The sequence below is a fragment of the Gayadomonas joobiniege G7 genome, assembly GCF_000300815.1.
Taxonomy (GTDB): Bacteria; Pseudomonadota; Gammaproteobacteria; order Enterobacterales; family Alteromonadaceae; genus Catenovulum; species Catenovulum joobiniege.
Map to the genome: position 1 here is coordinate 192582 of NZ_AMRX01000008.1, position 16379 is coordinate 208960.

The window sequence follows — 16379 nt, forward strand, 5'->3', positions numbered from 1 at the left end:
GCTTTTAATAAAATCTAAAAATATGTGTAAGTATAACGTAAAGGCGCTTATCAACCGGGGCGTTAAAAGGGTAGAATAACGAGCGAATTTTATTCTAATCACACACGCCAGCTAGGGATATTCTAATGAAACAAACCACTCTGTTTTTTTTGGCTACGTTATTTTTTAGCCAGTTCACCATGGCTGAACAAAAAGCCTCACCTGTTTTTGCTGTGACCGCCAGTACGCAAGAATTTTATGATCAAATAGAAGCATTGGGTACGCTAAGAGCAAACGAAAGTGTTGAGTTGACTTCTGTGGTTACTGAACGTGTTGTTGCGATTCATTTTGAAAGTGGCCAGAGAGTCAATCAAGGTGATGTTTTGGTAACTATGGAAACACGGCAAGAAGAAGCGCTGCTAGCAGAGGAAAAGTCTGTCTTGGCAGAAGCCGAACGTCAACTGAATCGAATTTCTCCGTTAGTTAAACGCGGCGCTGCAACCGAATCATCGTTAACCGAAGCGCAATTAAATATTCAAACCGCTAAAGCTAGGATCACCGCGATTGAGTCGCAATTAAAAGACAGACAAATTGTCGCCCCGTTTTCTGGCAAGTTAGGACTTAGAAATATCAGTGTAGGTATTATGGCGCAGCCTGGCACTGTGATCACAACTCTGGATGACGACAGTGTGATGAAGCTGGACTTTTCAATCCCAGAAATATACCTGTCGGCGATAAAAGAAGGCAATCAAATTCAAGCCAGTGCTGCTGCTTATCCGATGCAAACTTTTTCTGGCGTCGTGCAAAGCATTGATAGTCGTGTTGATACGGCCACTCGGTCGATTAGAGTGAGGGTCTTATTGGATAATCCAGATCATATTTTACGTCCTGGTATGCTGATGAGCGTTAAGTTACAAAAAAATCCTCGTCAAGTGATAGTATTGCCTGAAGAGTCTTTAGTACCGCGCGGGCGTAAAAACTATGTTTACGTGGTGAATGACAACAATACTGCTGAGTTTAAACCGGTCAAAATAGGCGCGCGCAAAAAAGGGGTCGTTGAGATTATTTCTGGTGTTCAAGCGGGTGAGCAAGTCGTGACTCATGGCACCTTAAAAATTCAGCCCGGAACTCAAGTAAAAATTACTGCGCAAGATGATGGCCAAACATCTCTGGTGAATCTGCTTAAACAGTCGCAGACACTGGAGGATTAAACTATGTTGTTATCTGATGTGTCGGTAAAAAGGCCGGTATTTGCCAGCGTTTTATCTTTATTATTAATTGCTTTTGGATTGGTGGCTTACGAGCGGCTATCGCTGCGAGAGTACCCTGATATAGATCCGCCTATTGTTACTGTTGAAGTTGAATATCCTGGTGCGCCAGCCAACATTGTTGAAACCCGTATCACTGAAATTATTGAAGAGCGAATTGCCGGTATTGAAGGCATAGAGTTTATCCAGTCTTCATCAGAAGATGGTGAATCTAGTGTCACTATCGAATTTGCAATAGACAGAGATATAGATGCGGCGGCTAATGATGTGCGCGACCGTATCTCTGGGGTTGCTGATAATCTGCCAGATGAGGCTGAGCCTGCCGAAGTGCAAAAAGTGGATAGCAATGATGATGTTATTATTTGGCAAAACTTAGCCAGTGATAATTTGTCAGTGCCAGAGCTAACCGATTATGCCGAGCGCTATTTAGTTGATCAGTATTCGACCCTAGACGGCGTAGCTCGTGTGCGCATTGGTGGTGGTTTAAATTACGCCATGAGAGTTTGGTTAGACAGACAAGCCATGGCCGCGCGTAATGTGACGGCACAAGATATTGAAAGTGCATTGAGAGCTGAAAACGTAGAATTGCCTGCGGGCTCGCTTGAATCGTCTCAGCGGATGTTTAAAGCCAGAGTAGAGCGCAATTTTAAAAAGCCAGAAGACTTCAATGATCTTGTGATTAGACGGGGTGACAATGATTATTTAGTGCGGTTATCAGATGTTGCCAGAGTTGAGTTAGGCGTTGTTGAAGACAGGTTGTTTTTTCGTGGCAACAAAGTGCCTATGGTTGGCATAGGTATTATTAAACAATCTACGGCAAATACGATCGATGTTGCAAATGCCGCGCTCAAATTAACCGAAAAATTAAATAAAAATTTGCCAGATGGCATGAAGATCCACCAAAGCTATAACTCAGCCATATTTATTGAAGCTTCGATTGATGAAGTATTTAGTACACTGATGGTTGCAATTGGCTGTGTTATTTTAGTGATTTATCTATTTTTAGGTAAAGTTCGGGCCATGTTAATTCCTGCCGCGACTGTGCCTGTTTCTTTGATTGCAACTTTCATCGTTATGTATATGAGCAACTTTTCGGTTAATTTACTGACCTTGTTAGCTTTAGTATTAGCGATAGGTATGGTGGTAGACGATGCAATTGTCATGCTTGAAAATATAGTGCGCCGCATGCAAGAGTATGGGGAAACCCCATTAGTCGCTGCTTTTCGTGGTGCACGTCAAGTGGGATTTGCGGTGATCGCAACCACCTTGGTTTTGATGGCTGTGTTTATTCCTATCACCTTTTTAGACGGCGACTTAGGTCGCTTATTTACTGAATTTGCAATCACAATAGCCGCAGCGGTTGGTTTTTCTTCATTGGTTGCACTGACTCTTTGTCCGATGTTAGCTTCAAAATTGTTAAAAACCCAAAATGGCCCACCGAATATGATAGTGCGTTGTGTTGACGCTAGTGTTAAATCGGCTCGGAAATTCTATATCAAACGGTTGAATAGTGTGATCCGTCGACCTCTGTTAACCATCACAGTTTATTTGGCTTTGATGGGGGCGCTGGTTTGGGTATTTGAACAAATCCCATCTGAGTTTGCGCCAGCGGAAGATAGAGGTGCTTTTTTTGTTGCAATCAACGGACCTGAGGGGGCTAGCTTTGACTATATGGAAGAATATATGGATGAAGTCGAAAACCGTTTAATGAAATATGTTGATTCTGGCGAAATAAACCGCTTATTGGTTCGTGCGCCTAGAGGCTTTGGTAAAATTGAGAACTTTAATGGCGGTTTTGTGATTGCCATATTAAATGATTGGTCTGAACGCCGATCTGCTTTTACCATTATGGATGAGATCCGAACAAATTTATCCGACTTACCCGGTATTAGAGCGTTTCCAATTATGCGCCAAAGTTTAGGTGGCGGGGCAGGCAAACCTGTGCAATTTGTATTAAGTGGGCCGACTTACGAAAAACTGGCTGAGTGGCGTGATATTGTGATTGAAAAAGTTAATCAAGGTCCTCCTGTGGTTGAAGGATTAGATTCTGATTATAAAGAAACAAGGCCACAAATCGACTTTGTTGTAGATTATCAACGTGCCGCCGATTTGGGGGTGACTGTGTCTGAAATCGGTTCAACATTAGAAACTATGATGGGGGGCAAAAACGTCACCACGTTTTTAGACGAAGGCGAAGAATACGATGTCATTGTAGAGGGTGAACGAGAGGAGCAGCGTTCGTTTACCGATGCCAGTAATATCTATGTACGCTCAGACCGTAGCCAACAATTAATTCCGCTGTCAAATTTGGTTGAGATTAAAGAGTACGGCGCAGCGCAAACCTTGTCTAGATATAACCGTATTCGCTCAATCACTTTAGAAGCTAATTTGGCAGAGGGTGCTACTTTAGGTGAAGCACTGACATATTTAGAATCGGTTGTACGCGAAAATTTACCGTCTGAAGCGATTATCGATTATAAAGGGCAGAGCCGAGATTTTGTTAACTCAGGTAGCTCCATATTATTTGTGTTTATTTTGGGGATCTGTGTTGTCTTTTTAGTATTAGCAGCACAATTCGAAAGCTGGATCCATCCGCTTGTGATTATGCTGACAGTGCCCCTTGCGTTGGGCGGTGGTTTGTTAGGTTTATATCTATCCGGCAATTCGCTTAACATCTATTCGCAAATTGGCTTAATTATGTTGGTGGGTTTGGCTGCTAAAAATGGCATTTTGATCGTTGAGTTTGCGAACCAGTTGAGGGATCAAGGAATGCAGTTTAATCGTGCATTACTTGCTGCGGCCAGCAAGCGGTTTCGTCCTATTGTTATGACTGGCTTAACCACAGTGGCGGGCTCTGTGCCATTGGTTTTAGCCGCCGGGGCAGGTTCTGAAACAAGGATCACTATTGGGGTGGTCGTTTTAGCGGGTGTTTTTGTGGCAACCATCTTAACCATTTTTATTGTACCTGTGGCTTACCATTTAATTGCCCGTAAAACAGGCTCGCCAGATGATGTTGCAAAACAAATTCAAAAAGAAATGGATTAGCGTTAGGTTTGCCTAATATTTTTGCCACTTAATGTGATCGTTTCCTTCTGACATGGGTACAAAAAAGTGCCCATGTTCAAAAACAGGAGGAAACTATGAGCTCTGTAAATAGTACTTTATCTGAGTTATGTAAATATGATTTTGATGCGGTTGCCGCTTATGAAGCCGCCATTGACAGAGTCGATGATAAAGACGCAAAAATTCAGCTGAAAGTACTTTGCGATGAAAACAAAAACCATACGGTTGCGTTAAATCGCTTTTTAAACCAGCGCGGGGAAGAGGCTGTTACAGGCCCTGATTCAAAAAAGTTATTGACCAAAGGCAAAGTAGTATTGGCCGATATTATGGGTGATGAAAAAATCATCGATGCTATGTTATCAAACGAAAAAGAGATGCTTAATAAGTACTCTGACGCGCTTGAACTGGATGGTCTGACTGTGCAAGAACGAGAAATTTTAACTAAGCATTACAATGACGAGAAGCGTCACAAAGCTTGGTTAGAAGAGCTTTCAGGTTCGCTTAAGCACTAGTCAGAATATAGTCCCGTAGAATCGCGGACAACCAATTCCGGACGTACTAGGCATTTTTGCTGTACAGCGTCCGGATTGTTTTTTTCTATTTTTGCAATCAGTTTACGTGCAGCATATTTGCCCATCTCACTGACCGGCCGTTTGATGGTTGTTAGCTCAGGAATAATACGGGATGCTAATAAGTTATCATCAAAACCACAGACAGAAAGTGCTTCTGGCACCTTAATCGCTAACTCGTGAGCGGCTTTTAGTACGCCGGCTGCCATTTCATCGTTGTTGCAAAAAATCGCGCTGGGGCGTGGATTTTGTTTTAATAAATCAAGTCCTTTTTTAATCGCGGTATGGTAGTCATTATTGCCACTAACCACGAGTTCTTTAGGCAACTTTAAACCCCGTTCTTTTATTGCTTCAATAAAACCAAGCTGACGCTCTTTCGATGAACGGTAATTGTCAGGGCCAGTCATCAAGGCAATTTGTCGATGCCCGAGATCTACTAAAAACTGTGCCACTTCAGCCGCCGCGGCTCTATCATCTGACATGATAAAATTTTCGGCCACCTCATTAGTACCTGAAACTAATCGCACAAAAGGGATTTCTTGTTCTGTTAACACTTCACCTAAAGCATCAACTTCAGAAGCAGGCGGTAGCACTATCACGCCATCAAGTTTAGAGCGGCGAACAAAATTTAAAACATTTTGCTGAAAGTCAGGGCTTTTGTAGCGGCACGGGTGAACTACTAATTCGTAACCTTGCTGGCTGCATACAGATAAAATCCCCCTTTGAGCGTCATCAATGAATAAAGCGTCTGGATTATCGTAAACCAAACCTAATAAATACGAACGGCTAGAGGCAAGGCCCCGGGCTTGTTTGTCTGGTACATAATTGTATTGTGCAATAACCTCGGTAACTTTTGCTTTAGTGGCCGCACCCACTTTAGGGGAGTTATTTATAACACGGGATACAGTACGTTTAGAAACGCCAGATAAGCGTGCAATATCATTAATGGTTATTTTTTGGTCAGGCATTTTTTACACATATTTATCAGTACAGAAGTCTATTTACCATAAAAAATCGGTGCTGCCTACCTTGAGTTGTCTGTCAGGCCAAAACAATTGACTATGCTACCGGTGGCATGTTAAGTTTATTTTAGCATTTACATATTTTCAACAGGCGTAATTGCATTTGCTCAGGTACAATTGGGAAAATTTGGTTAGATCTTTGTCATACAAGGGTAAGAATAGATGATATACATTGTAATGGGAGTAAGTGGTTGCGGTAAGTCTCTGATCGCAGAAAAACTTGCTGCCGAACTCGCTTTGCCGTTTTTTGATGCCGATGATTTTCATAGCCCCGAATCTGTTGCTAAGATGTCACAAGGCATCGCATTAACGGATGCTGACCGCGAGCCATGGCTGCAGGGGTTAGCTAAACAAAGTTTGTTGTGGCAACAAGAAGGGGGGGCTGTTTTAGCCTGTTCAGCGTTAAAACAAAAGTACCGAGATTGGTTAGCGAGCTCGCAGCCTGACGAAGTGCAATTTGTTTATCTAAAAGGATCTTTTGAGCTAATCGAGAGTCGATTATCGGCGCGTAAAAATCATTTTATGGCGGCGTCTTTGTTAACCTCTCAATTTAATACGTTAGAGGAGCCACAAGACGCTATTATTGCAGATATCAGTGAGTCCCCTGAGCAGATCGTGGCCAAAATTTTACAGGAGATCAGAGCATGAGTTATCCGATCCATATTGAAGATACTGAAAATACCCTCTCGGACGATGATTTAAAAATTATCCTGGATAAATTTATTGCAGAAAAAGCCCAGCAAGCAAAACGTGTATTAATTTTACCGCCCGATATTACCCGTTTTTATTCAAAAGCCGGTTTTATCTCTGCATATTTGTATCAACAATTGAAAAACCAAGCCGAAGTTTATTTTTTACCAGCTTTGGGCACTCATGATCCTATGACAGACAAAGAAATAGAGCTTATGTTTGGTCCTGATGTGCCAAAAGACAGGTTTGTTCCTCACAGGTGGCGCACTGACGTTAAAAAGTTTGGGGAGATCAGCGGTCAGCGAATTGCCGAATTATCAGAAGGCAAGTTAGATTACAGCATGGATGTTGCGGCAAACAAACTCCTAGACGAAGGTAACTGGGATCTTATTGTTTCGGTTGGACAAATTGTTCCACACGAAGTCATTGGTATGGCTAACTATACTAAGAATATTTTAGTGGGCACCGGGGGCTCAGATACCATTCATAAATCGCATTTTTTAGGCGCTGTTTATGGCATGGAACGTATTATGGGGCAAATCCGTACTCCAGTTCGAAATGCCTTAGATGAAGGTTTTGATCAATATTTACGTCATTTGCCAATCGAATTTATTTTAACTGTGCTTGGTAGCAAAAATGATAAGTTAGCGCTGCAAGGTGTATTTTGTGGTAATCAAGCTGATACTTACACTCAAGCATGCAAACTAAGCCAACGGTTAAATTTAAACTTACTTGATAAACCCATTAAAAAAGCTGTGGTGTACCTAGAACCAGGTGAATTTAAAACGACTTGGTTAGGTAATAAAGCCATTTACCGCACCCGTATGGCCATGGCTGATGATGGAGAATTGATTGTTTTGGCCCCTGCGCTGCATAGATTTGGTGAAGACATGGAAATAGATGCCCTGATCCGAAAATATGGTTATAAAACGACCGAAGAAACTTTGCAAGCTGTTAAAGATAACCCTGAGTTAGCCAATAACTTGTCGGCGGCAGCGCATTTAATTCATGGCACGGCAGACAAACGATTTAAAGTGACTTATTGCCCAGGAGATGGCGTGAGCCAAGCCGAAATTGAATCTGTGGGTTATGAATATTGCCATTACCAAGAGATGATAAAACAATATCCTCTGGATAAAATGAAAGATGGATGGAATACCTTAGCGTCTGGTGAGGAGGTATTTTATGTTAGCAATCCAGCTTTAGGTTTATGGGCTCATCGGGAGAAATTTGTTGAATCTTAAACAAATAAACCATTTGCATTTAGATGTAGCTGGCGGTATCGCCGGCGATATGTTTATTTGCGCCTGTATTGGTTTACAGCCAGAATTTAAAATAAAAATTGAAGCTTTGGCCGCGCAGTTGCTGCCGTCAGCGGCTGGCCAACTAAAAATATTTGAGGCGAATAGTAGTGGCATTGGCTGTTATAAGCTGAGTTTAACCTCTGAACAGCCGGTAGATAGCTCAGTTCGGTTAACACAAAATGCAGATAAACATCACCATCATCATTCGGCAGAAACATCTTATCAGGCGCTAAAAAACCGTTTATTGGCGCTGCCTATCTCGTCTTTGCACTGTCAAATTTCGTTGCAAATTTTAACCATAATAGCAACCGCTGAAGCAAAAATTCACCAAACCGATTTAAATCATGTGCATTTTCACGAACTCGCCGATTGGGATTCGTTTTTTGATGTGCTGGCAGCCGGGTACCTGTTATCTCAGCTTGCTGGCATAAAATGGTCAGTGTCTGAATTGCCACTCGGTGGCGGTATGGTAAATACTCAACATGGCTTGTTAGCCGTTCCAGCACCGGCAACAGTCGAAATATTATCGGGTTTTGAATTTCGTGATGATGGTATTAAAGGCGAGCGTATTACCCCAACGGGTGCTGCGATTTTGCGTTATCTAAAAGACGCCGATCTTTTAATAGATAAAAAACCACCACTAAAATTGCTTGGATGCGGGTATGGTGGTGGCCACAAAAAGTTTCCAGGCCTGCCCAATGTGCTGCGTATCATGGCTTTTAGCCAAAGCCAGCAATCGCAAGAACCCGATCAGCGCCATCAAATCAGTCAGATTCAATTTGACGTAGATGATATGACGGGGGAAGAGCTGGCATGGGCGCTTGATAAACTACGCGAACAAGCCGGAGTATTGGATGTAACCGCAGTCACAGCGCGCGGTAAAAAAAATCGTGCGAGTGAGCAAATTTCTATTTTGCTTAAACCTAGCGCGCTAACGGCTGTAATTGATGCTTGTTTTAATTTCACCTCAACGATCGGCTTGCGTTGGCTGCATCTTAACCGATCCTGTTTATCGCGCAGCGAAATGAATTTGGCACATGGCTACAGTATTAAAACAGTACAAAGACCGGCTTTTGCTGGGCACGAGATGCAAAACACACAAAAAGTCGATAGTGATGGTTTGTTTAACTGTCAGAGTTTGCAGCAGCGTCGTCAGTTAAAACAACAATTAGAAGCTCCAAATGAAATCAGCAAATAACAAACTTAACCGTCTTGTTGAGGTATTATCCAGTTACCCAAAACTGGCGATTGCCGTGAGCGGCGGCATCGATAGCATGTTACTTATGTATATCACACATCATTATTCTATTAGCCAAGCAGAAGCTGTGCACGCATACTCAGCCGCTGTGCCTAGCTCGGCTTATGCTTTGTTAGATAAATACACACAGCGATATCAATGGTCATTGACCCTAATCGATGCTAAAGAATTAGCCGATCCCCAATACCAAAAAAATCCACTTAACCGCTGTTATTATTGCAAAACTAACTTGTATCAACGAATAGCTGAGCAGTTTAAACAACCTATAGCATCGGGGACAAACCTTGATGATTTAACGGATTTTAGACCTGGCCTGAAAGCAGCCAAAGAGCATAACGTGGTGCAACCTTATGTCGAAGCGGGTATTAGCAAAACAGATATCTATCAAATGGCAAGCGAACTTAATTTAACGGAATTGCAAGATCTACCCGCACAACCTTGTTTAGCCAGCCGAGTGGAAACTGGCATTATGATTGAAGCTGATAAACTCACCTTTATTGATCAAGTTGAAGAAAGTGCAAGGTTTTATGTTGGCAGCGACAAAGTGATCCGCTGCCGACTGACTCAGGCTGGTGTGATATTGCAATTAAGCAGGCTACCAACGGCTGAACAGTCTGTGCCTATGTTGGTAAAAGTACGTCAACTGTGTGAATCTCAAGGACTGGTTTTTTTGGGGGTTGAGCCGTATCAAAAGGGCTCTGCTTTTATTCATAGCGACACTGGAGCCTATTATGCAGCGGGTTAATTGGGACAGTCACCGCGCCGAACGCACAGGTATTGCAGAAGCGGTTTATTGCCCGGGCAAAAGTGCCGGTGTCTTAATCGAAATTTTAGAGCATCATTTAAAAGCCGCCACTTCGGTATTGTTAACGCGTTTAGATCGTCAAGTGTATGACGGATTTGCAGACAGTTATAAAGCGCAGATGGAATACCACGAGCAAGGAAATATTGCGATTTTTAACAAAAAAGATAAAGCTCTGCGAGACTCCGAAATATGCATAGTGACAGCCGGCAGCTCAGATTTACGGCTGGCTTGTGAAGCGCAAGTCACTCTTAAATATTATGGATACAATACGCCAGTGATCGCTGATGTGGGTGTTGCTGGCCTGCATAGATTGCTAAATAGGTTAGATGAAATCAAAAAATATAAGCTTGTAATTGCTATTGCTGGAATGGAAGGCGCTCTGTTTAGTGTTTTAGCGGGTTTGATTAGCGCGCCAGTGATTGCATTACCTAGCTCAGTTGGTTATGGCGTAAGTGAAAATGGGCAAGCCGCGCTGAGTAGTGCATTGTCAGCCTGTGCGCCCGGTATTTTAACGGTTAATATTGATAACGCTTTTGGCGCTGCAACCGCGGCCATTAAAATTTGCCAGCAGTTTCTTCAATCGGAATAATCGAAAAGGGGGCCAGATCTGTGGCACCTCCCCCTCTAATATTAAACATTAGTAGTGAGTATATTTAAAAAAAGTTAATGATTTGTCTTGCATTGAACTAACTTTGAGACTAAATTATCTTAAACGATTAAGTTTTATTAAGAGGCTAGTTTATGCAATCGAGCAATATAGCAACCATTAAATGGTTAACCTATTTAATGTTTATGATGTTTGCGATGACCACAGACGCCGTGGGGGTCATTATTCCTGAGATCATTCGTGAGTTTGATTTAAGTTTAACGGCCGCAGGCGCGTTTCATTATGGGCCAATGGCGGCAATTGCTATCGGTGGTATTGGTTTAGGCTTTTTAGCCGATAAAATTGGCCGTAAAAAAACCATCATTATTGGCCTTGCATTATTTTCGGTGGCATGTGGATTATTTGCAGTTGGCAATACGTTTAGCTTTTTTTTGTTTTTATTGATTTTATCCGGCCTTGCCATTGGTATTTTTAAAACGGGTGCGCTGGCACTGATCGGAGATATTTCTACTACGGCAGAATCTCATACTAAAACCATGAATATTGCTGAAGGTTTTTTTGGTGTGGGGGCTATTATAGGTCCTTTTATTGTCACTGCATTATTGGCTGGCGGGGTAAATTGGAAATTTTTATATATCATTGCTGGTGTGATCTGTATCGTTTTATGCTTAATCGCAGCAGTTGTTGCCTATCCCAAACACATACAAGTAAATACAGATCAAATTAATTTATCGCGCACCATTACAATTTTAAAAAGTCCGTATGCGATGGGTTTTTCGGTTTTGATTGCGCTATACGTTGCAGCCGAGGCCGCTATTTATGTTTGGATGCCAACCTTATTAAAAGATTACACAGGTTCATATACATGGGCTGCAACCTGGTCATTAACCATATTTTTCACCTTTAGAGCTTGCGGTCGTTTTCTGGCAGTTTGGTTTTTAAACGTAGTTAATTGGAAAATTGCGATGGTCGTTTTTTCTGCGGCGATAGCCATATGTTATCTAGCCAGCATCTATTTTGGCTTAGCAGTCGCAGTGTTTTTATTGCCTTTATCCGGATTATTTATGGCCATGATTTATCCAACCTTAAACTCAAAAGGGATTAGTTGTTTTCCTAAACATGAGCACGGGGCGATCGCTGGTGTGCTGTTATTTTCCACCGCGGCGGCGGCTTCATTTGGACCTATGATCATGGGCGTGTATAGCGATTGGATGGGCGGAGAAGCTCGCCATGGGTTTGTATTAGCGGCGGGTTTTGCATTTTTATTATGTGTTGGTTGTGTTTACAACTGGATCTTTGATCCGACCGATCGACATATCAAAGCAGTCGAACAATTAGATCCATCAGTAGAATTAAATAAATAAGGTATTAACATGCCAAATAATATTTTTACGCCACAGTGGCGTCCCAAAGTACACTTCACGCCACAAAAAAACTGGATGAATGATCCCAACGGTTTAGTTTTTTACAATGGCCAATACCATTTATTTTACCAATACAATCCTCATGGCAATGATTGGGGTAATATGAACTGGGGCCATGCTAGTTCTACCGATCTGATTAACTGGCAACATCACCCAATTGCAATTGAGATGGATGTAGCAGGTTTGGGTTACATTTATTCAGGCAGTGCAGTGGTTGATTTTAACAATACCAGTGGTTTACAGCAGGGTGAAGATCCGCCGCTGGTTGCAATATTCACTCATACCCAAGCAGGCTGTGAAACCCAAAGGCAAAGTTTGGCTTTCAGCACAGACGGTGGTTTAAGTTGGCAGCAATATAAAAATAACCCTGTGATTGATAATCCAGGGTTGCTTGACTTTAGAGATCCTAAAGTATTTTGGCACACACCAAGCCAACATTGGATCTTGGTGCTCACCGCGGGTCATCAAATTAATTTTTATCGTTCCGAAAACTTATTCAATTGGCAATATATAAGCAGTTTCGGTGAAGACGACGGCTGTCATGGCGGTGAGTGGGAATGTCCTGATTTATTTGAATTAAGGACAAAAGACGGTGAAAAAAAGTGGGTTTTACTAGTTAGTTTAGTGCCTGGTGGGCCAAATGGAGGCAACGGCACTCAGTATTTTGTTGGTGATTTTGATGGGCAAACCTTTGCACCAGAACATAAAGATGTGCGCTGGTTAGACTATGGACCCGATAATTATGCAGGTGTTACTTGGGACGGAAAACAAAAGTTAGACAATAGACGTACCTTGGTTGCCTGGATGTCGAACTGGATTTATGCCGCAGACATGCCCACCTTTCCGTGGCGCGGCGCTATGTGTTTGCCTCGAGATTTATCATTGATAAAACACAATCAATCATTTTTTGTAAGCAATCAGCCGGCTAAAGAGATTGATGATAATCTAATTACTTTTGCGAAACATAGCCAAACTGCGACCGATGTTAATTGCGAACTGCCAACGGATAGTGCGTTAGATATTAAAGTGAGCGCTGAAGTAAACCAAGGCGATAAGCTTTATATTCGATTTAGCAACAGTGATGGTGAAGTTGTTGAACTGAAATACTTGCCAGATCATCAGAAAGTTGTTGTTGATCGCAGCCGAGCTGGTTGGCAATACAAGTTGTGGCGCACCCCGCGGTTAGAAGCAGATACCACCACATCTGAGGGGCTGATAAACTGTCGTTTAGTATTAGATGCCAGTTCCTTGGAGGTATTTTGGCAAGATGGAACTACCACGATGACAATTTGCCTTTTGCCAACTTCAGCGTTTAATAAAATCGAATTGGCAAGCAGTCAATTAGGCACTAAATGTCTTGAGTTATCTCGTATCCGGCACCAATCTGCTACCGATTAAATTAACAGAATCAGAGTAAGTATTTATCCATTTTTTACTTAAAGGTTAACACTTAATTAAAGGGTGTTAACCTTGAGTCTAATTTTTAAGTTTTCAATTGTAACTTATCCCTTCCCAACGAATTTATTAATTAATTAAAAAAACGTTAAAAAACATTGGTTTATTGTTTTTTTTGTTATATTTAAAATAAATTAAATTATTTTGTTTACAAAATTAAAACATCGATCTATGATTACATCAATCTTAATCGTTTAAGTTATTTTAGAATGTTGCTTTTCCGATTCTTAATTTAAGTCTGCGTGTGGTCGGCTTAGATACTTTTAACTTGTTTGGGGATACAAAGATGAACAAAACATTTAAATACTCCTTGATTGCTTTATCTATTAACTCTGTTTTTGCCGCGGGCGCGTTAGCCCAGGACGCACAAAAAACAGATGAAAAAGCAGAATCAGATTTTGAAACCATAGTAGTCACTGGCTCGCCGGGCGGCCGCACGCAAATTGAGTCTGCAATGGCTGTAACCAGTGTTGACGCAGACATGATTAAAGATTTTCAGCCAAGCTCTGAATCTGAAGTATTTAGAATGATCCCCGGCATTCAGGTATCAGGTACCGCGGGTCCTGGTGGTAATTCAAATATTGCCGTGCGCGGTTTACCAGTTGCAACAGGTGGCTCTCCGTTTGTGCAAATTCAAGAAGATGGTTTACCCACAGTGTTATTTGGCGATATTCAATTTGGTAACAATGACTATTGGACGCGATTTGACTCATCAGTTGAGCGTGTTGAAGGGGTGCGGGGCGGTACCGCTGGCACATTTGCTTCGCAAGCACCAGGCGCAATCATTAACTATATTAGTAACTATGGTCAATATGACGGCGGACACGTTAAGTTAACCACCGGGGTTGGCTATGATGAAACTAAAGTAGATTTTAGATATGGCGGTTTTGCAAGTGACAGCGTTAATTACCATGTTGGTGGATACTATAAAGTTGGGAAAGGACCATTGGATGCTGGTTATGTGGTAAGCGATAGCATGCAAATTAAAGCCAACTTAACTAAGTATTTAGCAGATGACACTAGTTACATTCGCTTCTTAGTTAAATTAGCTGATACCCAAGAACCTAATTACACTGGTTCACCAGCACTGGCAAAAGCAAGCAAAAATTCAGACGGTAGTTATTCGATTAGTGATATCAAAGCTTATCCAGGCTTTGATGGGCGTGACAGGTCGAACTATTCAATTAATAACCAAAACTTTTTGGTATTTAATCGAGAAGGTGGATTAGAGCGAGTTAATTTATCTGGTATTAGCACTCAAGCATTATCAATTGGTACTGAATTGCATTATGAGTTTGAAGATGAGTTGATTTTAGATAACAAAATGCGTTGGACAGATATGAGCGGTTCCTTTTCGAGCTCATTTTTGGGGATGACGCCGGTTGGCGATTTAAACCTAGTTTATGCAAACGGACCAATGCAAGGCGCAACCTATGATAAAGCTTATTACGATGGCAATGTAAACGTACATACTAATGTCGGAGACATTGGCAGCTTTGTGAACGACCTAACCTTATCAAAAGAATTTTATGTCGATGGCAATACTTTGTCTGTTCGCGGTGGTTTTTTCTACATGAATCAGAATATTGCTCAAGATTGGCATCCAAACCAAGCGTATAAAGAACTGGGGGGTAATAATCCAGCGATGCTTGATGTGTTTGATGATTCTGGTAACCAGTTAACGGCAAACGGGATTGCTGGTTTTAATAATGCGTGGGGTTCAGCGATTGCTCGTGAAGTTGATTTAACCTATACCGATTCTGCGCCTTATGTGTCTGTTGATTTAGACACAGATTTGTTCACCTTAGATGCCAGTGTACGTCGCGATACAGTAGATGCTTCAGGTTGGGCAGTGGGTTCAAGTGGTCAAGTTATTGATGTTGAGGTGAGCGGTGCAGGTGTCATTGTCCCTGGCCTTATTCCCGATGGCGACGGTGAATATTTAGACTACTCAGTAAGCTACAACTCATGGACTGTGGGTGGTTTGTATAAATTTAGTGATGACACTAGTTTCTTTATTCGTGGGTCACGCGGTGGACGATTTAATGCCGACCGCCAAGTTTTAAGTGGCAAAATTAACCCGAATGGTTCGTTAACTGAAGCAGGCGAAACAGCGGCGGTCGATTTTGTAAATCAATATGAAATAGGCGTCAAAAACCGTGGTGATGTTGGCGGTGGTTATGGTTATTACACATTTGAAATGACCTTGTTGCAAGGCGATTTTACTCAAAGCGCCTTTGAGCCTACATCAACTCCGTCCTGTCCAAACGGTGGCTGCGTACTAGACAGTGAATATGAATCTCAAGGGGCCGAAATACTTGGGACACTAAGATTTGGCGGTTTAAACCTGATTGCTAACGCAACCATTACCGATGCTAAAGCTCGCGCTGCTGGTGATGCCGGTTGGAGTGAAGCTTGGGAGATCCCTAATTTAACTTACACTATGTCGGCAAATTATGAGTTTAATGATGAGCTTACCGCTGGTTTAAATATGACAGGTCAAACCGAAACCTATGCACGAGGTTCGTTGGATAAATACGAAGGTTCGACTACTTGGGGGGCGAGTTTGCGTTACGCCCCATCTGAAAATCTTGAGTTTAGCGTAACTGGTTACAATATTTTTGACCAATTCGCCGTGCGTAGCCCAGGACAGATTATAAACGTAGACGAAGCGAATCAGACAGCCGTATTACTGGTCAATCCAACATTAGGGCGGACGGTTACAGCGTCAGTCAAAGTGAGTTTTGAATAAGCGCATCGATTGTTAAAAAGCAGTCGTCAGGCTCACCTGAATTTTGGACTGCTTTAAATCGTTTTATTGGAATATTCGTTATATCGGCGGATTCTATTGCAGCCCTACTGTTTGAGTCCCTGATATTATTTAGGTTTTTATTGAGATATCAGCATGAACAATTTTAATAGATGCAAAAGGAAA

At 42.0% G+C, this 16379-nt stretch carries 12 protein-coding genes; 11 read left to right on the plus strand and 1 reads right to left on the minus strand.

What is annotated here, in order from left to right; all coding sequences use genetic code 11:
• The first annotated feature begins 125 nt into the window (after nucleotides 1–125).
• The 3 genes from C727_RS18730 to C727_RS0115650 all read left to right on the plus strand — a co-directional run bounded on the left by C727_RS18730 (nucleotide 126) and on the right by C727_RS0115650 (nucleotide 4822).
• Entirely contained in the window at nucleotides 126–1190 is a 1065-nt protein-coding gene (locus tag C727_RS18730) for an efflux RND transporter periplasmic adaptor subunit (protein ID WP_017446594.1), read from the plus strand.
• A 3-nt stretch (nucleotides 1191–1193) separates the two neighbouring features.
• Nucleotides 1194–4292, plus strand: a complete 3099-nt coding sequence (locus C727_RS0115645; protein WP_017446595.1) for an efflux RND transporter permease subunit — start codon at nucleotides 1194–1196, stop codon at nucleotides 4290–4292.
• Nucleotides 4293–4387: 95 nt separating this feature from the next.
• A complete protein-coding gene (locus tag C727_RS0115650) occupies nucleotides 4388–4822 on the plus strand; it encodes a ferritin-like domain-containing protein (protein ID WP_017446596.1) in 435 nt (144 codons plus the stop codon).
• On the opposite strand, the gene C727_RS0115655 is transcribed toward C727_RS0115650, so the two are convergent.
• Nucleotides 4819–5847 (minus strand): LacI family DNA-binding transcriptional regulator, encoded by a 1029-nt coding sequence (locus C727_RS0115655; RefSeq protein WP_017446597.1) that lies wholly within the window; start codon nucleotides 5845–5847, stop codon nucleotides 4819–4821. The two genes, C727_RS0115650 and C727_RS0115655, sit on opposite strands and share 4 nt — an antisense overlap.
• Nucleotides 5848–6063: 216 nt before the next feature.
• On the opposite strand from C727_RS0115655, the gene C727_RS0115660 reads away from it, so the two are divergent.
• The 8 genes from C727_RS0115660 (at nucleotide 6064) to C727_RS0115695 (ending at nucleotide 16196) form a co-directional block, all read left to right on the plus strand.
• Nucleotides 6064–6549, plus strand: a complete 486-nt coding sequence (locus C727_RS0115660; protein ID WP_017446598.1) for a gluconokinase — start codon at nucleotides 6064–6066, stop codon at nucleotides 6547–6549.
• Complete coding sequence (locus tag C727_RS0115665; RefSeq protein WP_017446599.1) at nucleotides 6546–7835, plus strand: nickel-dependent putative hexonate epimerase; 1290 nt, start codon at nucleotides 6546–6548, stop codon at nucleotides 7833–7835. The genes C727_RS0115660 and C727_RS0115665 overlap by 4 nt, the downstream gene beginning before the upstream one ends.
• Nucleotides 7825–9093, plus strand: a complete 1269-nt coding sequence (gene larC / locus C727_RS18735; RefSeq protein ID WP_017446600.1) for a nickel pincer cofactor biosynthesis protein LarC — start codon at nucleotides 7825–7827, stop codon at nucleotides 9091–9093. Before C727_RS0115665 ends, larC begins: the two co-directional genes overlap by 11 nt.
• Nucleotides 9077–9898 carry an ATP-dependent sacrificial sulfur transferase LarE gene (gene larE / locus C727_RS0115675; protein ID WP_017446601.1) on the plus strand — a complete coding sequence of 274 codons (822 nt, stop codon included), beginning with the start codon at nucleotides 9077–9079 and terminating at the stop codon, nucleotides 9896–9898. The genes larC and larE overlap by 17 nt, the downstream gene beginning before the upstream one ends.
• Entirely contained in the window at nucleotides 9885–10547 is a 663-nt protein-coding gene (larB, locus tag C727_RS0115680; RefSeq protein WP_017446602.1) for a nickel pincer cofactor biosynthesis protein LarB, read from the plus strand. Before larE ends, larB begins: the two co-directional genes overlap by 14 nt.
• Nucleotides 10548–10699: 152 nt before the next feature.
• Nucleotides 10700–11929: an MFS transporter gene (locus tag C727_RS0115685; protein WP_017446603.1), complete on the plus strand. Its 1230-nt coding sequence runs from the start codon at nucleotides 10700–10702 to the stop codon at nucleotides 11927–11929.
• Nucleotides 11930–11938: 9 nt separating this feature from the next.
• Nucleotides 11939–13387, plus strand: coding sequence for a glycoside hydrolase family 32 protein (locus C727_RS18740; protein ID WP_017446604.1), 1449 nt, complete (start codon nucleotides 11939–11941; stop codon nucleotides 13385–13387).
• Nucleotides 13388–13730: 343 nt separating this feature from the next.
• Nucleotides 13731–16196, plus strand: a complete 2466-nt coding sequence (locus C727_RS0115695) for a TonB-dependent receptor (RefSeq protein ID WP_017446605.1) — start codon at nucleotides 13731–13733, stop codon at nucleotides 16194–16196.
• Nucleotides 16197–16379: the final 183 nt, after the last annotated feature.

What these genes read in the sequence shown, in the direction of transcription:
- C727_RS18730 (WP_017446594.1), top strand. Translation starts at nt 126, where the DNA reads ATGAAACAAACCACTCTGTTTTTTTTGGCTACGTTATTTTTTAGCCAG.
- C727_RS0115645 (WP_017446595.1), top strand. Translation starts at nt 1,194, where the DNA reads ATGTTGTTATCTGATGTGTCGGTAAAAAGGCCGGTATTTGCCAGCGTT.
- C727_RS0115650 (WP_017446596.1), top strand. Translation starts at nt 4,388, where the DNA reads ATGAGCTCTGTAAATAGTACTTTATCTGAGTTATGTAAATATGATTTT.
- C727_RS0115655 (WP_017446597.1), bottom strand. Translation starts at nt 5,847, where the DNA reads ATGCCTGACCAAAAAATAACCATTAATGATATTGCACGCTTATCTGGC.
- C727_RS0115660 (WP_017446598.1), top strand. Translation starts at nt 6,064, where the DNA reads ATGATATACATTGTAATGGGAGTAAGTGGTTGCGGTAAGTCTCTGATC.
- C727_RS0115665 (WP_017446599.1), top strand. Translation starts at nt 6,546, where the DNA reads ATGAGTTATCCGATCCATATTGAAGATACTGAAAATACCCTCTCGGAC.
- larE (WP_017446601.1), top strand. Translation starts at nt 9,077, where the DNA reads ATGAAATCAGCAAATAACAAACTTAACCGTCTTGTTGAGGTATTATCC.
- larB (WP_017446602.1), top strand. Translation starts at nt 9,885, where the DNA reads ATGCAGCGGGTTAATTGGGACAGTCACCGCGCCGAACGCACAGGTATT.
- C727_RS0115685 (WP_017446603.1), top strand. Translation starts at nt 10,700, where the DNA reads ATGCAATCGAGCAATATAGCAACCATTAAATGGTTAACCTATTTAATG.
- C727_RS18740 (WP_017446604.1), top strand. Translation starts at nt 11,939, where the DNA reads ATGCCAAATAATATTTTTACGCCACAGTGGCGTCCCAAAGTACACTTC.
- C727_RS0115695 (WP_017446605.1), top strand. Translation starts at nt 13,731, where the DNA reads ATGAACAAAACATTTAAATACTCCTTGATTGCTTTATCTATTAACTCT.